Source organism: Kitasatospora sp. NPDC038210 (assembly GCF_055600605.1).
On sequence record NZ_JBVJYK010000013.1, the window covers coordinates 26152 to 49048 of the forward strand.

Annotated in this window: 20 protein-coding genes and 1 pseudogene; 12 read left to right on the forward strand and 9 right to left on the reverse strand. The window is 73.1% G+C overall.

The annotated features are described in order from the left end of the window. Positions 1-35: 35 nt before the first annotated feature. Positions 36-1562, reverse strand: coding sequence for an MFS transporter (locus tag ACZ7KX_RS25265; RefSeq protein ID WP_470328426.1), 1527 nt, complete (start codon positions 1560-1562; stop codon positions 36-38). A gap of 276 nt (positions 1563-1838) precedes the next feature. Between ACZ7KX_RS25265 and ACZ7KX_RS25270 the strand changes: the two genes are divergently transcribed. Next, the gene (locus tag ACZ7KX_RS25270) at positions 1839-1988 is read left to right on the forward strand and encodes a CsbD family protein (protein ID WP_470328427.1); all 150 of its coding nucleotides are present in this window, start codon (positions 1839-1841) and stop codon (positions 1986-1988) included. Positions 1989-2106: 118 nt separating this feature from the next. Then, positions 2107-2454: a PRC-barrel domain containing protein gene (locus ACZ7KX_RS25275; RefSeq protein WP_470328428.1), complete on the forward strand. Its 348-nt coding sequence runs from the start codon at positions 2107-2109 to the stop codon at positions 2452-2454. Positions 2455-2621: 167 nt separating this feature from the next. Here ACZ7KX_RS25275 and ACZ7KX_RS25280 read toward each other — a convergent pair whose 3' ends face one another. Both ACZ7KX_RS25280 and ACZ7KX_RS25285 read right to left on the reverse strand, forming a co-directional pair. Further along, positions 2622-3158, reverse strand: coding sequence for an RICIN domain-containing protein (locus tag ACZ7KX_RS25280; RefSeq protein WP_470328429.1), 537 nt, complete (start codon positions 3156-3158; stop codon positions 2622-2624). Between the two features lie 488 nt (positions 3159-3646). Further along, complete coding sequence (locus ACZ7KX_RS25285) at positions 3647-4216, reverse strand: ricin-type beta-trefoil lectin domain protein (protein WP_470328430.1); 570 nt, start codon at positions 4214-4216, stop codon at positions 3647-3649. A gap of 230 nt (positions 4217-4446) precedes the next feature. Here ACZ7KX_RS25285 and ACZ7KX_RS25290 point away from each other — a divergent pair, with 230 nt between their 5' ends. Beyond that, positions 4447-5409, forward strand: coding sequence for a helix-turn-helix domain-containing protein (locus ACZ7KX_RS25290; protein ID WP_470328431.1), 963 nt, complete (start codon positions 4447-4449; stop codon positions 5407-5409). Between the two features lie 88 nt (positions 5410-5497). Here ACZ7KX_RS25290 and ACZ7KX_RS25295 read toward each other — a convergent pair whose 3' ends face one another. After that, complete coding sequence (locus ACZ7KX_RS25295) at positions 5498-5857, reverse strand: hypothetical protein (protein ID WP_470328432.1); 360 nt, start codon at positions 5855-5857, stop codon at positions 5498-5500. Positions 5858-6222: 365 nt separating this feature from the next. Between ACZ7KX_RS25295 and ACZ7KX_RS25300 the strand changes: the two genes are divergently transcribed. From ACZ7KX_RS25300 to ACZ7KX_RS25315, 4 genes are all read left to right on the forward strand, one after another. Further along, positions 6223-6804 (forward strand): TetR/AcrR family transcriptional regulator, encoded by a 582-nt coding sequence (locus tag ACZ7KX_RS25300; protein ID WP_470328433.1) that lies wholly within the window; start codon positions 6223-6225, stop codon positions 6802-6804. 320 nt (positions 6805-7124) lie between these two features. After that, positions 7125-7814: a type III effector protein gene (locus ACZ7KX_RS25305; protein ID WP_470328656.1), complete on the forward strand. Its 690-nt coding sequence runs from the start codon at positions 7125-7127 to the stop codon at positions 7812-7814. 208 nt (positions 7815-8022) lie between these two features. After that, positions 8023-9963, forward strand: coding sequence for a molecular chaperone HtpG (htpG, locus tag ACZ7KX_RS25310; RefSeq protein ID WP_470328434.1), 1941 nt, complete (start codon positions 8023-8025; stop codon positions 9961-9963). 573 nt (positions 9964-10536) lie between these two features. Next, on the forward strand, positions 10537-11607 hold the full coding sequence (locus tag ACZ7KX_RS25315) for a P1 family peptidase (RefSeq protein ID WP_470328435.1): 1071 nt from the start codon (positions 10537-10539) through the stop codon (positions 11605-11607). Positions 11608-11700: 93 nt separating this feature from the next. Here the strand turns inward: ACZ7KX_RS25315 and ACZ7KX_RS25320 are convergent, their stop codons facing one another. Beyond that, positions 11701-12378, reverse strand: coding sequence for a glyoxalase (locus ACZ7KX_RS25320; protein WP_470328436.1), 678 nt, complete (start codon positions 12376-12378; stop codon positions 11701-11703). Between the two features lie 334 nt (positions 12379-12712). Here ACZ7KX_RS25320 and ACZ7KX_RS25325 point away from each other — a divergent pair, with 334 nt between their 5' ends. The 5 genes and pseudogenes from ACZ7KX_RS25325 to ACZ7KX_RS25345 all read left to right on the forward strand — a co-directional run bounded on the left by ACZ7KX_RS25325 (position 12713) and on the right by ACZ7KX_RS25345 (position 20035). Beyond that, positions 12713-13216 carry a hypothetical protein gene (locus ACZ7KX_RS25325; protein WP_470328657.1) on the forward strand — a complete coding sequence of 168 codons (504 nt, stop codon included), beginning with the start codon at positions 12713-12715 and terminating at the stop codon, positions 13214-13216. Next, on the forward strand, positions 13186-14604 hold the full coding sequence (locus ACZ7KX_RS25330; RefSeq protein WP_470328658.1) for a hypothetical protein: 1419 nt from the start codon (positions 13186-13188) through the stop codon (positions 14602-14604). The genes ACZ7KX_RS25325 and ACZ7KX_RS25330 overlap by 31 nt, the downstream gene beginning before the upstream one ends. Further along, a complete protein-coding gene (locus ACZ7KX_RS25335; RefSeq protein ID WP_470328437.1) occupies positions 14601-16037 on the forward strand; it encodes a VWA domain-containing protein in 1437 nt (478 codons plus the stop codon). The genes ACZ7KX_RS25330 and ACZ7KX_RS25335 overlap by 4 nt, the downstream gene beginning before the upstream one ends. Before the next feature lie 74 nt (positions 16038-16111). Then, entirely contained in the window at positions 16112-17227 is a 1116-nt protein-coding gene (locus ACZ7KX_RS25340) for an ATP-binding protein (protein ID WP_470328438.1), read from the forward strand. A 17-nt stretch (positions 17228-17244) separates the two neighbouring features. Further along, positions 17245-20035: pseudogene (locus ACZ7KX_RS25345) on the forward strand (DUF5682 family protein). A gap of 114 nt (positions 20036-20149) precedes the next feature. On the opposite strand, the gene ACZ7KX_RS25350 reads toward ACZ7KX_RS25345, so the two are convergent. The 4 genes from ACZ7KX_RS25350 to ACZ7KX_RS25365 form a co-directional block, all read right to left on the reverse strand. Then, the gene (locus ACZ7KX_RS25350) at positions 20150-20692 is read right to left on the reverse strand and encodes a DUF6328 family protein (protein ID WP_470328439.1); all 543 of its coding nucleotides are present in this window, start codon (positions 20690-20692) and stop codon (positions 20150-20152) included. A 32-nt stretch (positions 20693-20724) separates the two neighbouring features. Next, positions 20725-20925, reverse strand: coding sequence for a hypothetical protein (locus ACZ7KX_RS25355; RefSeq protein WP_470328440.1), 201 nt, complete (start codon positions 20923-20925; stop codon positions 20725-20727). A gap of 69 nt (positions 20926-20994) precedes the next feature. After that, a complete protein-coding gene (locus tag ACZ7KX_RS25360) occupies positions 20995-21255 on the reverse strand; it encodes a DUF4235 domain-containing protein (RefSeq protein ID WP_470328441.1) in 261 nt (86 codons plus the stop codon). Between the two features lie 263 nt (positions 21256-21518). Next, positions 21519-22805, reverse strand: a complete 1287-nt coding sequence (locus ACZ7KX_RS25365) for a pyroglutamyl peptidase (RefSeq protein WP_470328442.1) — start codon at positions 22803-22805, stop codon at positions 21519-21521. Between the last annotated feature and the right edge of the window lie 92 nt (positions 22806-22897).

Consider the following 22897-nt stretch of genomic DNA (forward strand, 5'->3'; position numbering starts at 1 on the left):
CCCTGCTCCGTCGGTCGGCAGCCGGTGGGGAACGTTCACGGGGTCCGGGCGGGTGTCACCTGGCTGAGGGGTGCGGCCAGGGTCTCCAGGCTCCGCCGTTCGGCGCGTACGCCGATCGCTGCTTCGACCAGGCCGGCGCACGTCATCAGGGCGGCGCCGATGCAGAAGGCGAGCGTGGTGTCGGAGGTCCTCCCGCTGCCGACCAGGCCGTTGAACAGCAGCGGTCCGGTGATGCCGCCGATGGCCGTGCCCACGGCGTAGAAGAAGGCGATGCACAGCGCCCGGGTCTCCAGCGGGAAGATCTCGCTGACCGTCAGGTAGGCGGCGCTCGCGCCTGCTGACGCGAGGAACAGGACCGCCGTCCAACAGGCGGTCATGGTGGCGGCGTTGAGAGCGCCGCGCTCGAACAGAGCCGCCGTGCCGAACAGCAGCAGGCCGGAGCCGATGTAGGTGCCGGTGATCATCGGCTTGCGGCCCACGGAGTCGAAGAGGTGGCCGAGGAGCAGCGGCCCGAGGAAGTTGCCGACGGCGATGACGGCGAAGTAGTAGCCGGTGTGTCCTTCGGGCACGTCGAAGAAGGTGGTGAGGATGGTGGCGTAGCCGAAGGTGACCGAGTTGTAGAGGAACGCCTGGCCGACGAAGAGGGCCAGGCCGAGGATGGTGCGCCGGGGGTACCGGGTGGTGACGGTGCGGGCGATGGTGAGGAAGCCCAGTGGGCCGCGGGGCCGGATCCGGATCGTCTCCCGGACGGGCTCCAGTTCGCGTCCGGTCTGCGCGGCGACGGTCCGCTCGACCTCGTCGACCAGCCTTTCCGCCTCGGCTTCGCGGCCGTGGGTGAACAGCCAGCGGGGGCTTTCGGGTACGTGGCGTCGTACCAGCAGGATGACCAGGCCGAGCACCAGGCCGAGGCCGAAGGCGAGCCTCCAGCCGACCTCGGTGGCGAACAGCGCCGTGTTCAGCAGGGCGATCGAGGCGAACGCGCCGAGGGCGGCGCCGATCCAGAAACTGCCGTTGACGACCAGGTCGATCCGGCCGCGGACCCGGGCGGGGATCAGCTCGTCGATCGCCGAGTTGATCGCCGCGTACTCGCCGCCGATGCCGAAGCCGGTGAAGAACCGGCAGAGGAAGAAGAACCAGGCCGTCCAGGACACGGCGGTGACCGCGGTGGCAGCCAGGTACACCGCCAGGGTGACCATGAACAGCCGCTTGCGGCCGAGCCGGTCGGTCAGCCAGCCGAAGAACAGCGCGCCACTGCACGCGCCGGCCACGTAGAAGGCAGCGGCCGTGGCGGTCACCTGGGTGGTGCTGATCGCGATGCCGCTGCCGGATTCGGCGAGTCGCCCGGCGATGTTGCCGACGACGGTGACCTCCAGGCCGTCCAGGATCCAGACGGTGCCCAGGCCGATGATGATCCGCCAGTGCCAGTGCGACCAGGGCAGTCGGTCCAGTCTGGCGGGTACGGCGGTCTCGATGACGTCTTCCTGCCGGTCGGTGCGGGTCCGCTGGTCGCGGGTCCGTTCGGCGGGGCTGGTTCCATCCGGCACGGTCGGCCTCCCTGTCATTCGTTCTCGCTGCGGGCGCCGCGCTCTCGGGTTCGGCGCCCGCTGCGTCTTCCCGGCGTTGCGCTCCCCACACCCGCCGACTCCCGCCGACACTCCGTCCACGCCCGTCCGCGTCCGGCAGCGGTGGGTGGTCCGCCGTCCTGAGCCTGACGGCGTTTCAGTCGGATCGTCCGGATTCGGTGTGCATGGACCCGGGCAAGGGGGGCAGTCGAGCGACAGCCGTACAGGACGTCACATCGGGAGGGGACGCCGTGAGCACCGGTGACAGGGCATCGAATGCCGTCCGGGGGGGCCAAGGGTAAGGCTGAGGAAGAGGTCGGCAGGGCGTTCGGCAACGAGCGGATGACCGCCCGGGGCAAGACCGACCAGGTGGCCGGGGACCTGAAGCAGGCCGGCGAGAAGGTCAAGGACGCGTTCCGCGACTGACGCACGGCGTCCGACGTCGCGCACGTCCGGCGCCCACCGGGTACCACGTCCCGGGTACTGGGCGCCGGGCACGGCACCGTCTCGTTTCCGCCGAAGTCACACCGAAGAGGAGGCAGTTGTGAGCACCGGTCTGTGGGGTTACGGGAACGCCGAGGGCTACAACCCGGGCAGCGACCTGACGGGTTTCCGCGTCGAGGCGGAGGACGGCCACATCGGCAAGGTCGACAAGCACTCCGAGGAGGTCGACTCCGCCCATGTCGTGGTCGACACCGGTCCGTGGATCTTCGGCCGGGAGGTCCTGCTGCCCGCGGGCACCATCCAGCGGGTCGACACCGGGGAGAAGACGGTCTGGGTCAACCGGACCAAGGAGGAGATCAAGAACTCCCCCGGGTTCCACCGCGACAAGCACATCGACGATCCGGACTACCGTCACCGGCTGGGCGGCTACTACGGCGGGATCTTCTGACCGCCTGACGCCGCACCCGAGGCGGCCCGCAGTCGACATGGGCGACCGGGCCCGACCGCGCGCCCCACCGCGATCTGCCGCGCCAGGCGCAGCCGGTCCTCGTGCGAGCGCTGCGAGCGCCCGGCCCGACGCGGTGTGGCGTCGGACCGGGCGGCGGGATCGTTCGGTCAGGCGGGGCAGTTGCCCAGGACGACCTTGCCGCCCGACTGCGAGGCGGTCGCCGGATCCACCATCAGGCACAGGTTCGTCCACTTGTTGATGAACCGGTAAGCCGCCTGGTCGGCGAGATTGGTGGGCATGATGTTCCACATCTGGTTGTCGGACATCCAGCGGGTCTCGCAGGGCCACCAGAACAGCTGGGTCCCGGCCGACGGCGGGGTCCCGTTGTTGTACGGGGCGGTCAGGCACTGACCGTTGGCGGCCTTGATGAAGAAGTAACCCATGCTGTCGAAGGTGGACGGCTTGGCGGCCTGCCACTGGTGGCTGCTGGGCGGGTTGCCCTGGCAGGTCCGCTGCTGCACCACGCCGCCCTGCCCGGAGCTGTCGAACTCCGGTCCGCGGGTCATGCACCGGCCGTACTTGCTGTCCACGTACGTCTTGTCGGACTTGACCACCCAGATCGCCGGGCTGGTGTTCCTGGCCTCGTAGTACCTGTTGCGGGCGACGATGTCGTGCACCAGCGCCCAGCCGGGGTAGTCCATCATGACGATGCCCAGCCGGCGGTTGGCGGTGTCCTTGTTGAGGTAGTCGTGGTCGCCCCCAGCTGCCCATCCAGTCCTGTTGGTCGGCCGAACCGAGGTTCTGGAAGGCGTCGCGGTTGTCCGTCCCCTCGGCCAGGGCAGCGTGTGGTGCGGCCAGCGAGGCCACGACCAGGGCGAGGGTGGCGACGGCGGTCATATTTGCCGTCCGGGTCAGGCGGCGCAGGCGCCGCAGGGCGGCACCGGCCGGGCGCACGGACGGGGCGGAGGTGTGGGGCATGGCCGCACCGTCAGTGCCTCGGCCGCCTCCGAACCGGTCGGTGAAGGCCGCCCCGTGACGGCCGACCAGCCGCACCGGCGCGGCCCCGGGCCCGTCGGCCACGCACCGGCAGCGTTCACATCCGCCCCTCCCGGTCGGCATGCGCGGGCGTCACCGAAGGCCGGGGCGCCCCGCTGCAGGCGCCCCGGCCCCGCGTTCGCGACGCCCCGTGCGTTCAGATGTTGGGGAAGACCGGGCGGTCGCTGTCGGAGTGGTGCCAGTCGAATTCCTGGGTGATGCCCGCGCTCGCGTTGCGGCCCAGGGTCCACAGGCCGTAGGAGGAGCGCGGGCCGGGGTTGCCGACGTAGGTCAGGCAGGCGCCGCCGGCGTTGCACACGCTGCGGTCGGTGTTGAACGTCCAGCGCTGGTTCGCGTCGTTCGCGTTGCAGCCCACCGCCCGGGCGCCCGGGCTGTCGGACGGGCCGTCCGGGAAGTGGCCCCACAGGCACCGGCCGTCGTTGGTGCTGTGGATCAGGCCGTCCGGGGAGACGAACCAGAACTGGTTCCAGGAGCCGTCGCACGGGCGCAGCAGGACCGGGCGGCCGTCGCCGTTGACCTGCCGGTACTCGTCCATGCAGTAGTAGGTGCCGTCGGGGCCTCCGCCGGCCGGTCGGGCGAGCGCCGCGAGGAAGCCGTAGGCGTAGGGCTGCGGGTTCATCGGGTCGGCCTGGGCGGTGGCCGGCAGGGCGAGGGCCCCGGCCAGGGCGAGCAGGGCGGTGGACAGGGCGGTGAGTGTTCGTCGCATCGGCGTGTTCCTTGACCTTCCGGTGGGTGATGGCTGCAGCGGGCGCCCGGCCCGGCTGCGCGTCACCCACAGTGGAGGACTTCCTCGCTGCCGGTCAGCACCGGTCGGGTCCGGACAATCAATCCCGGAGAACGCCGCCGCGGCAGGCACCCGGTGCGTCAGAGTACGGACAAACAATCCCGTGGCTCTGACCAGAGAGAGGAACGGAAGTGGGCCGCAAACAACGTGCGTTGGACCCCTCCGCCGGACCGGTGGCCGGGTTCGCCGCCCAGTTGCGCGAGTTACGACAGTCGGCCGGGAACCCCACCTTCGCCACCATGAGCCGGCGGGTCCATCGTTCCGTGTCGGTGCTCTCGGAGGCGGCCGGCGGGGTGGAGCTGCCCACCTGGCCGACGGTCGAGGCGTTCGTGCGGGCCTGTGGGCAGAGCGAGCCGGCCGTGTGGCGGGAGCGGTGGGAGCGGGTCCAGGAGGAGGTCGCGCGGGAAGCGACCGTGTCCGCGCCGCCCTCGGTACCGTCCGGGGGCGGGGCCGTGGCGCGGGTGGACGGGCCGGGTGGGCCTGCTGTCCCGACCGGCCCGGTGCTGGGGCCGGGTGGGCGCCGGCGGTGGGTTCCGGCCCGTTTCCGGGCGCTCGCCGCGCTGGCCGCGGGTCTGACCGCCGGCTGGGCGGTCGGCTGGTCCGCCGGATGGTCGGCCGGCCAGGATGCGGCCACGGCACCCCGCCCGGCCGCTGCGGCTGCCGCGGGCACGCCGGCCCCGATGCCCTCCGTCGTGGTCGTGCCCCCGCCCTCCCCGCTGCCCTGGCCGTCGGCCGGTTCCGGATGCGAGGTCCGCACCCACTGGGTGTACCAGTTCGCGCAGTCCTACCAGGGGCAGGTGTACGCCCTGCTGTCGACGCCCACCGGCCGGAGCGCCGACGTGGCCACCACCGTCACCTGGGGCGTTTGGGCCTGGCACCACGACGTGACCGTCACCTCGGGCGTGCCGGCCCAGGGCTTCGGCGGCACGCTCCTGCTGTTCGACAAGCTCGACACCAACGTGCGCAACCCCCTGGTGGAGGTCGACACCGCCGTCCCGACCTGTGCCGCCTTCGGGACCGCGGGCGGCACCTCCGTAGCACCGCTGGCCGTCGTCGACGCCGACCAGGGGTGGGTCAGCGTCACTGCCTCGCCGGCACCCGTCGACGACCGGTAGGCGCGGCAGGGGCAGCAGGTGGCGGGGCCGGAACACCTCCGGTGCGGCAGCGGCCGGCCGGTACGCGGTGCGGAACGCCAGGTGGCAGTCAGGTGGTCTCGCGGCGCTGCTTCATCTCGGCCTCGGCGATGTGGTCCCGGTCGCCCGCGAGGGCCTGGCGGACTCGGCGGGCGACGTCGGTGAACCGCTGGTGGTAGCCGCTGTCGTAGGCCTCCACGATCTGGAACGTCCACATTCCCGGCAGGACGTCGGCTCCCTGGACCTCCCGCTCGACCAGGTCGGCCTGGTCGTGGTGGCCGGCGTGCCGCAGGAGGCGGACCGCCTCGCCGACCACCTTGTCCGCACCGCCGGTCAGCTGGTGGAAGTCGTACAGCCGTCCTCGCGCGCGCTGGGTCGTCTCCCACGCCTGGGACAGCATCCCAAGGGCCTCGACCGTCGCATCGTCCATGCCCGCAGGACGCGCGTGCCCCGTCTCTGGATCGGCCATCGTCGTCCGCCTTCCTCCCGGACCCCTGCCCGGCTCCGGGAGGGGGACGCAGTGGGGACCGGGCGGCTGCCGCACTCCCGGCCCCGAGCCGCTCCTGCCGGCCGGCCGGCACCCGGGGGGGGTGGCAGGTGCCGGCCGACCGGCGGGAGCGGTGGGACGCGCTCCGTCGCCACGTCCGGCAGATTCAACGAGCGGGCGCGGCCGGCGGTATGCCCGGGCGACGGGAAGCACCCGGTCGGCCCCGTGACGGCCGGCGCCGGCCCGGCTGCAGCGGTGGACTCGGGCGGCGGGGCCATCCGGATGAGCTATCCGATTACCATGACCCCATGACGACGACACCACTGCGCAAGGACGCGGCCCGCAACTGGGACCGGATCGTGGCCGTCGCCCGCGAACTGGTCGACCAGGGCACGCCGTTGCAGCTCAACGACGTCGCCCGCCGCACCGGACTCGGAGTCGGCACCGTCTACCGCCACTTCGCCACGCCCGAGGCGCTCCTGGAAGCCGTCGCCACCCCCCGCCTGGAGGCCCTGGCCGCCCACGGCAGGCAGGCGCTGGCCGACACCGACGCCTGGCGGGCGCTGGAGGGCTTCCTGGCCCGCACCATCGAGGCGCAGGTCACCGACGCCTCCGTAGCGCCGGTGGCCGCCGCTCCGGTCGACGCCCTGCCGCGCACCACGGAACTCAAGGAGTCCCTGTGGTCCACAGGCACCACACTCCTCGACCGGGCCCGCGAGGCCGGCGCCGTCCGTCCCGGCCTGGCCGCAGCCGACCTGGTCCCGCTCATGTGCGGCATCGCCTACGCCGTCGACGTCCACGGCAGCGCTCCCGCAGACCGGATCGACACCGCGCACCGCTACCTGGCCGCATTGCTCGGCGGCCTGCGAGCCACACCGACGACGGCGTGAGACCTCCCCCTGCCGAAGCCCGGGGCGGTCCTTGCGCCCGGCGGTGACGCCGGGCACCTCCAGCACACGTTCCACGACCGGCTTCCCGCCCCGGTCGGGACGACGGTGTCGACCTCCTGCTGGGCATCGCTCGGCTGCAGAACCCTCGTCTGCGGCCCCGTCGTTCGGAACCGTCGGCCGCCCCGGGCCGACCGCGCGGCGTCCTGCGGATCGGGCGACGGGGGCCGGTGCGGCGCGACACGGCGTTGTACCATGTCGCCCGGAGCATGTCGTCCATGCGATGACAAGCGGCAGGTCAACGAAAGGGTGACGGCGTGACGATGCGGGACACCGGCACGGCCGGGACGGGCCCGGCCTCGTTCCTGGCCGCCGCCGCCGCGCTGGGCACGATGGACGCCGCCGCCCGCACGGCCCGCCGCGCACCTGCGGACACCGCGGACACCGCCCGCCAGAGCGACCCGCAGCAGGCCCTGTCCGCACTCCTGATGCTGCGCCACCTCCGGGAGGAACTCTCCGGCTGGGAGACCGGCCTGATCGAGACCGCCCGCGGCGCCGGCGCCACCTGGGCCGACCTCGCCGAACCGATGGGCGTCCGCAGCCGCCAGGCCGCCGAGCGCCGCTACCTGCGCATGCGCCCCGACAGCGACGCCGGCACCGAGGCGGGCAGCACCGGCGAGCAGCGCGTCCGGGCCGCGCGCGACCGGCGCGCCGCCGACCGCGCGGTGATCACCTGGGCCCGCGCCAACGCCGTGGACCTGCGCCGCCTCGCCGGCCAGATCAGCTCCCTGGACGGCCTCGTCACCTCGGCGGCACCCGCCGTACGACGCCTGCTGGACGCACTCGGCCACCACGACCCCGCCCGCCTGCTCGCCCCGCTCACCGAGACCCGGCCCCTCCTGGCGGCGGACCACCCGACGATCGCGGCCCGCCTCGACGAACTCACCGCCCGGACCGAGCAGTTGCGCACCGACAGCGGCCGGCAGCGGCGCAGACCCGCCACCGGCCCGTGACCGCGAGCCCGACGGGCCGCGGCCCGCAGAGCACGGGACGGTGCCGGACCCGACCCGCGGGCCCGCCCCGCGCCGTCCCACCAGCCCTCGACCGCATCCGAGGACCGGGTCCGGCCGCGTGAGACACCCGGCCCCGAGACACTCGGCCGGCAGTCGCCCCGACCGAACCGAACCCTTTCCGTCCGCACACCCGAAGGAGACGCCACCCGTGGCCAGCCCGACCGAGACGCTGGAGTTCCAGGCGGAGACCCGCCAGCTGCTGCAGCTGGTGATCCACTCGATCTACTCGAACAAGGACATCTTCCTGCGCGAGCTGATCTCCAACGCCTCCGACGCCCTCGACAAGCTCCGCCTGGAATCCCTCACCGACACCGGCCTCGCCGTCGACACGTCCGACCTGCACATCACGCTGGAGGTCGACCAGGAGGCCCGCACCCTGACGGTGCGGGACAACGGCATCGGCATGACCCGGGACGACGTCGTCGACCTCATCGGCACCATCGCCAAGTCCGGCACCGCCGGTCTGCTGGCCAAGATCAAGGAGGCCAAGGACGCGGACGCGGCGCAGAGCCTGATCGGGCAGTTCGGCGTCGGCTTCTACTCGGCGTTCATGGTCGCCGACAAGGTCACCCTGCGCACCCGCCGCGCCGGCACCGAGCAGGGCACCACGTGGGAGTCCGACGGTGAGGGCACCTACACCGTCGCGCAGACCGACGGCCTGCCGGTGGGCACCTCCGTCACGCTGCACCTCAAGCCCGCGGACACCGAGGACGGACTCGGCGACTACCTCGCCGCACGGAAGATCCGCCAGATCGTCAAGCAGTACTCGGACTTCATCCGCTGGCCCATCCGGATGGCCGCCGAACCCAACGGTGCGAACACGGACGCCGGGGACGCGGCCACGGACGGCCCGGAGACGCTGAACTCGATGAAGGCCCTGTGGGCCCGCCCGCGCGGCGAGGTGACCGAGGCCGAGTACAGCGAGTTCTACCAGCAGATCAGCCACGACTGGCAGCCCCCGGCCGAGACCGTCCACATGCGCGCCGAGGGCACCTTCGAGTACGAGGCGCTGCTGTTCATCCCCGCGCACGCCCCGTTCGACCTGTTCTCCCGCGACGCCAAGCGGGGCGTGCAGCTGTACGTCAAGCGCGTGTTCATCATGGACGACTGCGATGCGCTGATGCCGGACTACCTGCGCTTCGTCAAGGGCGTCGTCGACGCCCACGACCTCTCGCTGAACGTCTCCCGCGAAATCCTGCAGCACGACCGCCAGATCACCGCCGTCCGCCGGCGCCTCGTCAAGAAGGTCCTCGGCGCGCTGAGGACCATGCAGACCGCGAAGGCCGACGCCTACGCCGAGCTGTGGGAGCAGTTCGGCCGGGTGATCAAGGAGGGCCTGATCGGGGACCGCGACAACACCGACGCGCTGCTGGAGCTGGTCCGCGCGGCCTCGACGAACGACCCGGAGCAGGCGACCACGCTGCGCGAGTACGTCGCGCGGATGAAGGACGGCCAGGACACCATCTACTACCTGACCGGCGAGAACCGTCGGACGGTGGAGAGTTCCCCGCACATGGAGGCCTTCGCCGCCAAGGGCTACGAGGTGCTGATCCTCACCGACCCCGTCGACGAGGTCTGGACCGACCAGGTCCCCGCCTTCGACGGCCACCGGTTCCAGTCCATCGCCAAGGGGCAGGTCGACCTCGACCACGACGGCGACCACGACGGCGACGGCGGCGACGAGGCGAAGGCGGAGAAGGCCCGGCGCGAAAAGGACTTCGCCGACCTCCTCGGGTGGCTGCAGACCACCCTGGGCGAGCACGTCAAGCAGGTCCGCCTCTCCACCCGGCTCACCACCTCCGCCGCGTGCCTGGTCGGCGACGCCCACGACCTGACCCCCACCCTGGAGAAGATGTACCGGGCCATGGGCCAGGAGCTCCCGCCGGTCAAGCGCATCCTCGAACTCAACCCCGGCCACCCGCTCGTCACCGCGCTCCACCAGGCCCACCGGGCGAATCCCGACGACCCGGCACTCGCGGACACCGCCGAGCTCGTCCACGGCAGCGCCCTGCTCGCCGAGGGCGGCGACCTGCCCGACCCGGCCCGCTTCACCCGGCTCCTGACGGACCGCCTCTCCCGCACCCTGTAACCGCTGCGCACGGGTGCGCGTCCGCCGGGGCCGAGGAGCCCTGCGGCCGGACCCGGCACGCCTCCTGCTGCCGCGTCGGCGCGGCGCGGGTGCCCGCGGTCCCCCTGCCGGAGCGTTCCGGGAGGGGGACCGTCACGGCCGGGACACCGGGACTGCGCCGGCGGCTGCCGTCTTGTTCACACCGTTTCCGGTGGAGGTCGACCAGAAGGGTCCGGACGATCCCGCAGGCGACGTCGTTCCCATCGTCCTGCAGGACGGGTGTTCCGCCTCCCGAGGTGCGGACCCCGTAGCGGGCGGACCGACACGACGAGACGCCATGACGGAGAGTGATGGATTCGTGACTTATCGTGTCCACGGTATCGGGTGCCGTCCCTCCGCACGGTCCGGTCGCTCGCGTACGGCCCTTCTTCCGCAAGGAGATCGGAGAAGCGGTGGGCTCGGACACGTCGCGAGCCGGGAGTCGGCCCGGCGACCCGACCCGACCCGTCATATCCGGCCCTCCCGGGCCGCCCGACAGCATACGGAGATCCGATGAGGTCACGACTGACGCGCCTTCTGGTACCCGGGGCCTGTGTGGCCGCTTGCTCACTGGCCCTCGGCGCCGCCGTCCCCTGCGCGGCGGCCGAAGGGGCGGCGACCACAGGTGGCACGCCGGGTCGGTTCAACGCCATCACCGACGTCCCGGGCATCCTGGTCGGCCAGGTCCAGCAGACCCGCCCGCCCTACCTCACCGGGACCACCGTGGTGTACACGCCAGGCGTTCCGGTGGCCGGTGTCGACGTACGCGGCGGCGACCCGGGCACCTGGCTGACGGACCGGCTCAATCCGCTCGACAACAACCCAGGGGTGGATGCCGTCGTCCTCACCGGCGGCAGCTCCTGGGGCATGGACACCGGCACCGGCGTGATGCACTGGCTGGAGGACCACGGGAAGACCACGGTGCCGGTGGCCCCCGGCGCGGTGATCTACGACATCGGCAGGGGCGGCGATGTCCGGGCCAGGCCCACGGCTTCCTGGGGGTACCGGGCGATCGACGCCGCCACCGGCGGCCCGGTGGCCCAGGGCACTGCGGGTGCCGGAACGGGAGCCGTGGCAGGGGGGCTCAAAGGCGGTGTCGGTACGGCCAGCGTCAAACTGCCCGGCGGCATCGTCGTCGGTGCTCTCGTCGTGGTCAATGCCCTCGGATCGACCGTGAACCCCCGGGACTGTTCTCTGCTGGGAGCCTCCTTGGGGATCGGTCAGGAGTTCGCCGGGCTGAGGAACCCCTCGCCCCAGGAGTGCAAGGCGCCAACGGCCCCGACGGGAGACCACAACACCACGATCGCCGTCGTCGCCACCAATGCGAGCATGGAGAACTCCGCGGTGACCCGGATGGCCTCGGTCGCGAACGACGGCCTGGCCCGGGCGATCAACCCCTTGCACACGCTCTACGACGGGGACAGCGTCTTCTCCGTGGCGACCGGCACCGGCCACAAACTGGCCACCAACGATCCGAACGACTCCGAAACCCTCACCGAGATCGAGAGCGCGGCGGCCAACGCCCTGTCACGGGCGGTCGTGCACGCCATGCTTTCCGCCACGTCCGCAGGGAAGTTCACGAGCTACTGCGACACCTATCCGTCGGCCTGCACCGACCTTCACTAGCCCGCCGCCCGGCCTGACGGTGCCAGGGCCGCACCGCCCCGCGCCCCCGTCCTCGCCCTCTCCCTCGCCCTCGCACGGCCGGGCGGCCGCGGGTCAGGACCGTGCGGACGGGCCGGCGGCGGCCCGCACCGCGGCCTCCCAGGCGAACCCGTCCGGGTCGGCGAAGGGATCCGCGGTGCCGCCGAGGACGATCCGGTGCGAGCCGGTGCCGTCGACGGGAACGCCCACCTCCTTGGCCAGGGCGCGGCGCTTGTACAGCGCCAGCTTGACGGCGCCGGCCTCACCCGGGGCGAACTCGGTGTACTTGCCGCCGAAGCTCCTGGCCACGGTCAGGCCACGGCCCACGTAGAACTCCCTGGTGGCCTTGACGCTCTCCACGCCGAGCAGCAGGACGACGTCGTCGATCTCGCGGGTGGCCGGGCCGGTGTCCTTCTTCGCCGAGGTCGCGACCTTCCAGGCCGTCCCGTCCGGCGCCTGGACGGAACCCCCGTAGCCCCACAGGGACTTCGTCGCGGGCTTGATCACGGTGGCGCCGGCGCCCACGGCGGCGGCGAGGAAGGCGTCGACGGTGGCCGGCCCGGACACGGTGAGCGCCAGCGCGAAGCCACGGAACCCGGTGGACGGCGCCCCGGACTCCCGCAGGCGAACGTACCGGTCCACGCCGAAGGCGGTGTAGAAGCGGTGGGCGTCCGCCGTGTCGGCCACCTCCAGGGTGACGGACGCGAGGGACGCGGTGGACGCGGTGGACGCGGTGGTTTCGTTGTTTCCCATGTCCGTCACGCTACGGTCGGCCCGGCGCCCGGGGCTTCTCGAATCCTGATCGGTCCGGCCCGGTCCCCGTCCCCTGCTGCGCGGCGGGGACACCGCCGCCGATGCCGATGCCCTCGCCGGGACGGGGTGTCGGCGGCGCGGGACCGACACGGACGCGACCGCAGCAACCTCGCACGGGTGCCGACGGGGGCGAGGCCCCGGGCCTCGGCGGGCCCACGGCTGCCGGAAGCCGCGCTCCGGCGGCCGTGTCAGTGGTCGGCCCTATGTTGATCAGCACGAACGCCGCTCCGATGCGGCGTGAATCCCCCTGTCATCCTGAGGAGCTGGTGTGCTGTTGCCTGCCTGGGAGGAATCGAGCACGGCCCGGGTGGTCCCACCCGCCCGGCCGCGCAAGCTCGCCAAGGTACCGTTCGTGCAGCTGGCCGACGGGCGCCTGCAGGGCGTCGTCTCCAGCGGCTCGGACATCGGCCGGGTCTACGTGTCGGCGATCGCGGCCGGCACCTTCGAGTTCGCGTGCAGCACCAACAACAACCGCCCCTGCGGCGGTGCCCACGGCGGCTACTGCAAGCACCTCCACGCCCTGATCGCCGAGGGAGTGGTGCAGTTCGGCGGCCCACGGGTCGCCCGCTACCTGCGGGTGGACACCGACACCGCGGAGCCCGACGCCGCGGAGATCGGCCGCGTCATGGCTGCGGCCCGCCCGGCGAAGGCCGGGAGCTCGCCGGCGGCCTCGGTGTTCGCCCGGTTCCTGAACCACCTGGAATACCTGGAGTTCGACGCGGCGACCGAGCCGCTGCCGGACATGCACTGGTTCCCGACCGCCGGGGCGGTGGCGTGATGCGCACCGACCTCCTGTCCGCACCGGTCGACGGCCTCGACGAGGTTCTGGCCGTCGTCGACGCCTTCGACCGGGCGCTGTCCGCCGGCCTGCTGCGGCCGCAGCCCGCCCAGGCCGAAGCGCTGGGCCGGCTGGCCGACGCGCTCACCGGCTCCCCGCTCGCCGCGCGCGTCGCCGAGGCGGCCGACCGGGCGGCCACGGGCGCGGCCGACGAGGAGCACCTGCTGGTGCTCGCCGCCGCGCGCACCGCGCTGCTGGGCGCCGCCCACGACGCACTCGCCGCCACCGTCGGCGAGGCCACCGGCCGCGCACGCAGCGAGTGGACGGCTTCCGGACCGGGCCTGCCGGGCTCGCCGAACCTGCTCGCCGCGGCGCGGTCCTGGCTCACCGACCTCGCCCGGTCCGGCTGGCGCGGGATGGACCACGACATCGTCTCCGGCGCCGCTCCGGTCGTCTCCGCGATGCTTCCGGATCCGGCCCTGCGCCGGTTCGGGGTGCTGCTCGACGGCTTCGCCGGCGAACTCGCCGCGTCGTGCCCGGGCGCGCAGCTGGACCGGGTCCCGGCACGTCGGTGGGCCGATCTCTGGTCGCGGGCCATGCTGCTGACGCACCCGGGTGCGGCCGGCGCCGGGGCTGCGGGGACGGTGACCGGCCGGCTGCTGCCGCTCGGTGTCGACCTGCAGGAGCACGCCACGGCCGCGCAGGCGCAGGTCCACGCGGTGCTGGAGCCGGCCGACGGCTCCGCGCCGCGCCTGGTCCGGGCATCCGTGTCCGTCCCCAGGCCGGACAGCGTCGTCGGCGCCGGAGTGTGGCAGCTGCTGCGCCCGAGCCTGTCGCTGCTCGCCGCGGCCGGTGCGGGCCTGGCGATGGACCTGACCGACATGCCGGTCACAGCCGAGGGCGACCTGCTGTGGCACGAGGGGTGCGCGCGGCCGGCCGGGGCCGCCGACCCGTTCGCCACCGCGCGGGCCGTGCTGCCCACCGCGGTCGGCGCGGCGGTCGCGCCGCTGGAACGGCACCCCGTCCGGCTGGCCGAACCCGTTCTCCTGGAGAACTACACCGTCCAGGAGGAGGACGGTGGTCCGGTGTTCACGCTGGCCGGCCACCCGGTGGCCGTCGACACCGGCCGCGTCCCGGCGGCCGGGCCGCTCACCCCGCAGGCGGTCGCCGCGTCCACCGCGTGCATCGGTCTGCTCCGCTGGGACGCCGGGGCGTTCCGGCTCCAGCCGCTCGCCGTGGAGACCCCGGTCAAGCGGCGCACGGTGGCCGTGCACGCGGGGGCGTGGGCCGGGGGCACCACCGACAAGGCGGCCGCCAAGGCCGAGGCCGCCGCGACCGAGACCGTGGCCGTGCTGCGCGAGCGCGCCGGAAGGCTGCTGCGGAAATGACCGACGACCCCGTACCCCAGGCCGGCCCCGCCGTGACGCCGGAGGAGAACCGCCGCCAGGTCCTCTACTGGCGCCTGCTGGCGAGCCTCTTCGACCCCGTGGAGCAGCCCGCCCTGGAGACGGCGAGCCTGGCCGTCGTGGAGGACCTCGGACTGCCGGCGGGCCTGCTCGACCCGCGCACGTCTGTCGACTCCCTCGTCCAGCGCCACCCGGGCCTGGCAGCCGGGTTCGACGGCCTCACGGCGCCGGACGCCGACCCGGCCGACGCCGGCACGACGGACGGCGACCGGGACCGCGCCGCCGAGGTGTGGCGGGCGGCGCTGTTCTCCAAGGTCCTCCTCAACACCTTCGCCACCGGCACCGGCACGGTGACCGCCGGACAGCTGTCCCGCTGGCAGGCCGACGCCGGATGGCTGGAACGGGCTCTGGGCTTGCGGCCGGGCGATCTGCGCGCCGGGCGCACCGGCGGGACGGGGCCCGGTCCCACCGGCCCGGCTGCCGGGTCAGGCAGCGCCGGAAGCCCCGACCCGTCGGCGCTGATCCCGGTGATCGGCCCCGAACTCGCCGCCCTCGAAGCGGACCTGGTCAAGCGCATGCATCTGCGCGAGGTCCTCGCGGACAGCACGCTCGCCGCCCGGCTCACCCCGAGCATGTCGCTGATCGAGCAGTTGCTGCGCGACAAGGGCAACCTCGACGGCACCGCGCTCGCCAACGCCAAGGCGCTGATCCGGCGGTTCGTCGACGAGGTCGCCGAGGTGCTGCGCACCCAGGTCGAGAAGGCCACCGTCGGGGAGCTGGACCGTTCGGTGCCGCCGAAGCGGGTGTTCCGCAACCTCGACCTCAAGCGCACGATCGACAAGAACCTCATCAACTGGAGCCCGGAGGACGAGCGGCTCTACGTCGACCGCCTCTACTACCGGCAGACTGCCCGCAAGACCACGCCGCAACGGCTGGTCGTCGTGGTGGACCAGTCCGGCTCGATGGTCGACTCCATGGTCAACTGCACCATCCTGGCCTCGATCTTCGCCGGCCTGCCCAAGGTCGACGTCCACCTGATCGCCTATGACACGCGGGCCGTCGACCTCACCCCCTGGGTCCACGACCCGTTCGAGACACTGCTGCGCACCGACCTCGGCGGTGGCACCGACGGCACTGTCGCCATGGCCCTCACCCAGCCGAAGATCGCCGAACCGCGCAACACCGTGGTGGTGTGGATCTCCGACTTCTACGAGTGGCGCGGCGAGGAGCTGTTCGAGCAGATGGCCGCCGTGCACCGGTCCGGGGTGAAGTTCATCCCGGTCGGCTCGGTCACCAGCTCGGGCCGCGGCAGCGTCAACCCCTGGTTCCGCGAGCGTTTCAAGGACCAGGGCACCCCGGTGATCTCCGGGCACATGCGCAAGCTCGTCCACGAGCTCAAGACCTTCCTCACCTGATCCGGCGTCCGGCGCACGCACCCGCCGCCCCTACCGACGATTCCTGTCCCGCCACAGAGAGGCGACCCACCCCGATGACCGACATGCTCCGCGCCCCCGCCGAGGCCAAGTACGCCGACGAGCTGGACTACCTGGAGTCGATCGACACCGGCCCCCGGCCGTCCACCTGGCGGCTGTCACCGAAGATGGTCCGCACGTTCGTCCTCGGCTCCGAGCGCTCCGACGGCCTGGACCGCGAGATCGGGCAGAAGTGGTTCGGTGAGCGCAGCATCGTCGAGCGCGCCATCGTGACCCTGGCCTCCGACCGCGGCCTGCTGCTGATCGGCGACCCCGGTACCGGCAAGAGCTGGCTCGCGGAGCTGCTGGCCGCCGCGGTGTGCCGCAACTCCACCCAGGTGGTGCAGGGCACCGCCGGCACCACGGAGGACCACCTCAAGTACTCCTGGAACGTGTCCATGGTGATCGCCAAGGGCCAGTCCCGGGAGTCGATGATCCCTTCGCCGATCATGACCGCGATGGAGACCGGCACGATCGGCCGGTTCGAGGAGCTCACCCGCTCCACCAGCGACGTCCAGGACGCGCTGATCTCCATCCTCTCCGAGAAGTACGTGTCGGTGCCCGAACTGGGCGGCGAGGACGGCATCGTGTTCGCCAAGCCCGGCTTCTCGGTCATCGCCACCGCCAACAGCCGCGACCGGGGCGTCAACGACCTGTCCTCCGCGCTCAAGCGGCGCTTCAACTTCGTGCGCATCCCGGTGGTGACCAACAAGGCCAGCGAGGCGGAGATCGTCCGCTTCCGCACCGAGGAGCTGCTGCGCCGCCACGAACTCGACCTGGAGGTGCCGCCCACCCTGCTCGACGTGCTGCTGCGCAGCTTCGGCGACCTGCGCGACGCCGCCGCCTCGGCCGGCAGCGACGACGAGAAGCTGGAGTCCGCGCTGTCCACCGCCGAGCAGATCGGCGTGCTGGAGGACGCCGTCCTGCACAGCAACTTCTTCGGCGAGCGCGCGCTGACCGCCCGTACCCTCGGCTCCTCGCTGGTCGGCTCGCTCGCCCGGCGCGCCCCCGAGGACTCGGTCATCCTCACCAAGTACCTCACCGGCGTGGTCGGCCCGCGCAGCCGGCAGGAGGGCGGCGAGTGGCCGGAGTTCCTGGAGGCCGGCCTCGACACGCTGAAGGCGCTCGCGTGAACGACGTGACCACCCGGGTGTCCGCCGAGAACGGGCACCCCGCGCACGGCACCTTCGACGCACTGCGCGCCCAACTCCAGGACGCCGCGGCCACGTTCGCGGGCGGCCCGGGAACGCTGGACGGCATCCTCCACGGACTCGTGGACGACGTCGACCGCGCGCTGCGCGAGCCGCTGGAGATCTTCCCCGTCTGCCACCACTCCCCCGCCTCCGCCACTGCCATGGCCCGCCGGCTGCGCGCCAAGCAGCCGAAGACGGTGTTCCTGGAGCTGTGCGAGGACATGGCGCCGCTCCTCACCGAGCTGCGCAACTGCCGCCTGCCGGTCGCCGTCCAGGCCTTCGCCACGCACATCGACGGATTCCCCGCCGGCTGGGCGCCGCTGTCCGTCCTCGCGCCGATCACCGAGGCCTCCGCCGAGTACCAGGCCATCGCGTACGCGCTGGAGACCCCGGGCGTCGAGCTGGTCCTCGTGGACCGGTCCTCGGACCACGTCTTCCAGTGGCAGCCCCGCGAGGACGCCATGGGCGGCACCGCCCCCGCCGAGGCGGAGGCCGCGCTGCACGGCGACGCGGTCGGAGTGGAACTCGGCGACCTGCGGCCCCGGTTCGCCGAGCTGGAGCAGCACCTGCTGCGCCACGGCAAGGTCAGGCACTGGTCGGAGTGGTGGCACCAGTACGTCGAGCTGCCGCTCGGCGACGCGGACCACGACACCTACCGGCAGGTCATGTTCCTGATCGGCAGCCTCTTCCGCCGTCTGGCGCCCGGCGACCCCGGCCGGGTCCGGGTCGACGAGGACCGCGAGCGGTACATGTGGACCCGCATCCGCGAGTACCTCGCAGCCACCGGCGCCGACCCGGCCGACAGCGTGTACGTCTGCGGCGCCTTCCACGCCGCCAGCCGGGTCGAGGAGTTCGGCGTCCACGGTTCGTCCGGCACCTTCACCGTCTCGCCGCGCACGGCGACCGCATGGCAGTACGGCCTGATCCCCTCCAGCCACACGGCCATCGAGGCGCAGTTCGGCCTGGAGAGCGGGTCGGTGTCCATCGCCGCCACCCAGTGGGAGAAGAACCTCAAGCGCACCCGTGTCCAGCCGTACCGGCTCAAGGGCCAGGCCGGCGCCAGGGCGGGACGGGCACGGAAGGGCCGCCGCCCCGGCGCCGGTGGTGGCGGCGGACACCACCGACCTGCTGTCGGGGTTCCTGCGGCGCCCGCCGGTCCTGGACCGCCTCGACCAGCAGGAACTGCTCGGCTGGTCCGTGGAGATCGTGCGCGCGGCCCGCCGCAGCGGCTACCTCGCCTCCACCGCCGACGCCATCGCCGTGTACGAGACGTCCATCCTGCTCGCCGGCATGCGTGACCGGGCCAGGCCGACGCCGTACGACTTCCTGGACGCGGCGGTCACCTGCATCGAGAAGGACAGCGTGCCCGGCCGGCGCGACGTCCGCCGTCTGGTCGAGATCATGATGGGCGGCGACCGGATCGGCCAGGTCGGCTACGAGTCGCTGCCGCCGCTCGCCCGCGACGTCCACGACCGGCTCGCCCCGCTCGGGCTGAACCTCCAGGCACGAGGCGTGAAGCGGGCGCTGCTGGACATCAAGTCCGACCCGCGGCTCAAGGCCTGCTCGGACGTGCTGTGGATGCTGCGTCACCTGCTCCCGCACGGTGCGGCCCGCCCGGTCATGGGCGAGCGCAAGCTCGGCGAGCAGCCTGTCCAGGAGTCCTGGGACCTCGCGCTCGGCACCCACCAGCGGGCCCTGATCGAGCTCGGCTACGAGGGCGTCAGCCTGGAGCAGGTCCTCGAACAGCGTCTGCGCCGCGAGGCCAACGCCCCGCGGGCGACGACCGCCGAGGTCCTGCGGACCGTCGAGGACGCCACGCTGCACCTCGGCAGCCGCCGCCTCGCCGACGAGCTCGGCACCCGCGCCCTGGAGGTCCTGTCCACCGAGCGCAGCGTCGACGGCGCGCCGGAGGTGCTGCGCCGGGTCCGCACGCTGCTCGCGTACTACCGCACCAGCGAGCCGGTCCTGCCGTCGTGGATCGAGCAGTTCGCGAAGACCGGCTACGCGCACTACTGCACCCTGCTCCCGACCGCGTTCACCGACGAAACGGCGACGGTGCGCCAGGTCGCCGCCATGCTCGGCTTCCTGTTCGGCATGGAGGGCCTCGCCCTGTCCCTGGGCAGCGACCGCACCCAGCTGGAACTCGCCGTCGCCCAGTCCCACCCGCAGGAGCCCGCCAGGACCGCCCTGCTGTGGGCCGCGCAGCTCCACCTCGGCGGGCTCTCCCGGAAGGAACTGAGGGAACGCTGCGACGAACTGCTCGACAACCCGCTGCTCCTGCCTTCCTGTCCCGGCTACCTCAGCGGGCTCCTGCACGCCCTCGAACCGGTGCCCGGCCTGGTCGACGTCGTCGTGGAGGCGGTCTCCAACGCCTTCGCCCGGTTGCCGGACCGGGTTCTGCTGCCCTGGCTGCCCGTCCTGATCACCACGCTGCGCAGCAGCGGCGCGGAGCTGGCACCGCTGCTGACCCGCGAGGCCGGCCGGGTCTTCCCCGGCCGCCTCGCCGACCTGGACGCCTGGGTGCCGCCGTGGCGTTCGCCGGCAGGCCCGCCCGCCGCCTTCACGCGGCCGTCCGCCCGCCGGGGAGCCGCACTGCTCGCCGGGCGTCCGGCCACCTGCGACGCCCTGGCGGAACTGTTCGGGTGTGACGACGACTGGGCGATCGAGGAGGCGCCCGCGGGCCCGGCACTGCTCACCCGGCACCCCGCGACAGCCGACGCACTGGCACTGCTGCTCGCTCCGGCGTGAGCGACGGCCGTCGGGGCCTGACGACCCGGGGGGAGCGGGCCCGGCGGCCCGGCCGCTCCGCGGTCACCCGTCCCGGAGGCGGAGGAGGAGGAGAACGGCGCGGTTCCTCTGGCGTCAAGCCCGCGCGGGCGGAGCAGCGCCGGTCGAGGAACCGCTCCCCCCGGCTGCAGGCCGCGAACCACGGTGTTCGCGTCGCAGGACCAGGAACGGCAGGACGAGCCAGCAGGTGGTGAACAACAGCAGGACCGCGCCGCTCAGGACCCATGCCGTGGTGGAGCCGTGCAGGGCGGTGCGGAGCAGGAGCAGGAGGGCGCTGGTGATGGTCAAGGCGAGCAGGGCCAGCCCGGTGGTGATCAGGTGCCCGGCGGCGCGGACGAGTTCCGGTTTCATGCCGCGGCCGGCGAGTACTCGGTGGAACGCTGTCGGGGCGACGAGAGCGGCGGTGGCGGCCGCGCCGAGCATCACGGTGGCGACGTACAGGTGGCGGTCGAAGGTGGGCAGCGTGGCGAACCGTGGGGTGAAGACCACCGAGATGAGGAACCCGAAGAGGATCTGGGCACCGGTCTGGCAGACCCGGACCTCTTGGAGCATCTCGCCCCAGAGCCGGTCGGCCCGTTCTGCGGCTGTTTCGTCGCGGCCGGATGTGCCCTGCGGCACCTGGTCCTCCTGTTCGGCGGTGTTGCCCGGGTTCAGTCCGGTGCTTCGGCGTTCCAGACGATGCGCTGCACGGCAGCTGCGGAGATCCACGTCTCGTCGCCGTCGTCGGCGGGGCGGATCCTCACCCAGCGGCCGCTCAGGCGTACCAGCCCGCTGACGTGCGCCGTGGCCGTCCCGGGCACCGCGCCGGGCAGGCTGTGCACGACGGCGGCGGCCCACTTCTTTGTGCCCATGACTTCGACCATCGGTGTCCGCGGGGCGGACCGCCACCGGGGGGTGCCGTCCGGGTCGGTGACGCTTGCTCAGCCGGGCCAGGTGCCGGTGAGCCGGTGGGTGGCGACGGCTCCGCCCCGGTCGACCGCCGCCTTGACCAGTGCGAAGACCGCCCCGTGCAGCGCGGCTGCGGTCAGCACCTCCTTCCAGGTGCGCTCGGGGTCGGTGGCGGACGGCGCGTCCTCCTCGTGGCCCAGGAGCGCCCACAGGCGCTGGAACACCGCCCCGGCGGCCACTCCGCCGAGCGCGCCGAAGAGCAGCCCGAGCGGCTTGTAGAGGATCTTGACCATGGCGGGCCTCCGTGCGTGGTGCCGACGGGTACGGACATCAGCCCGTCGTTCCGGAAAGCGGGACACCAATTCCTTCGCTCGGCGGCCGGTCCGCCGGGAGCGGTCGGTGGTGCCGTCGTCCCGCGCCGCGCGACGCGAGGCGCAGGGGTCGCCCCGCGGCGCCGTCCCGGGGCCGGGGCGGCGCTCTCCGCCGCGGTCCCGCCTTGGTGCGGGCCACCCGTCACCACGGCGCCCCGGGACGCGCCCTCGTACGGGGCGCCCGGTCAGGGCGTGGTGTGGCGCAGGATGTCCAGCACCTCTGCGGCGATGCTTGCCTCGGCGTGCTCGAAGTCGGGGCCGGTCAGCTGCGCGGGGTCGGCCGGCAGGCCGGTCAGGACAGGCGTGTGCAGGTGGCCGCCGGGCGTGTGGGGTGCCAGGGCGAGCCGGAGCAGGTTGGAACGGTAGGCGACCTCGTTGGAGAGGTACCCCCCTCCGCCTCCCTCGACCGAGCGCGAGCCCGGCGTCGGGCCGTCCTCCCGGGAGACCGGCTCCGTGCCACCGACGGGGATCTCGGCGACCTGGGTGTTGAGCAGGACGGGGTACGGCTGCTGGACGGTGGTCATGGCGGCGGTCGGCAGGCTGGTCGGGATGAACTCGGGACCGGCGGCCAGAGCGGGCGGGTCGGCGGGGTGGTCGTAGCTGCCGCCGCCGAGCACGTCGAGGTTGTCGGGGTAGGGGTCGGCGGAGCGGGCCCGGCCGGCCCAGGCCTCCAGGGTGAACAGACCGGGGTAGCCCTGGCTGACCGTGGTGATCAGGTCGGCCGCCACCGGCCCGGCAGTCAGCCGCGGGGCGAAGGCCCGGTCCACCACCCCCCGGTCGAAGTCCCCGTACCGGACCGGCAGGACCACCGTGCGGATCTCGGCCTGGCTGCCGTCCGCCAGAGTGACCTGGCGGCCGTCGAGCTGCAGGGCGGCCGAGCCCGACGGGTTGGCCCGCCGCAGCTCGGTGTCCAGGCCGAACGGGTCGAAGCCGCTCACGAAGTAGCGCCGCACGCCCCGAGTGCCACGGAACTCGTTGCCGACCAGCCCCCGGGAGGCGTCCTCGAACCCGCGGCGCAGCGCGGCCCGGTCGACGGTGAAACCGGGCTGCCACTGCGCGAGGTGGGCCGTCATCGCCACCCGGGTCCAGTACAGCGGCCGGTCGTCCTGCGCGGGCAGCGTCCCGCCGGGGCGCCGGCCCTGCGCGCGGTCGACCGCCGAGCCCCAGAGCGCCTGCCCCCAGTTCTGGACCAGGTGCTGTGCTTCGGCGGCGGTGCGGGCGGTGCACAGGGCGGCCGGGAAGCGGCGCACGAAGTCGCCGAACCCGCCGCCGTCGACGAGCGCGGCGGTACGGGGGTCGGAGAGCCGGGCCCGCTCCTGGTCGGGTGCCACCGTGGTGTCGGCTCGGCAGCCGGTCTCCGCGGCTGCCGAGCCGACACCCGGGCCGAGGAGGGCGGCGAGGGCGGCGGCGACGCTGAGGACGGTCATCGCGCTCGTGGACGTACGGCGGGCGATCTCGGGGGTCCGCATCATGGCGTGTGACATTACACATTGCACTGACGGGGCGCCAGGGCGCGGACCGCTCCCGGAGGTGTGACCTCACGGGTCGTCAGGGCGCCCGGTGC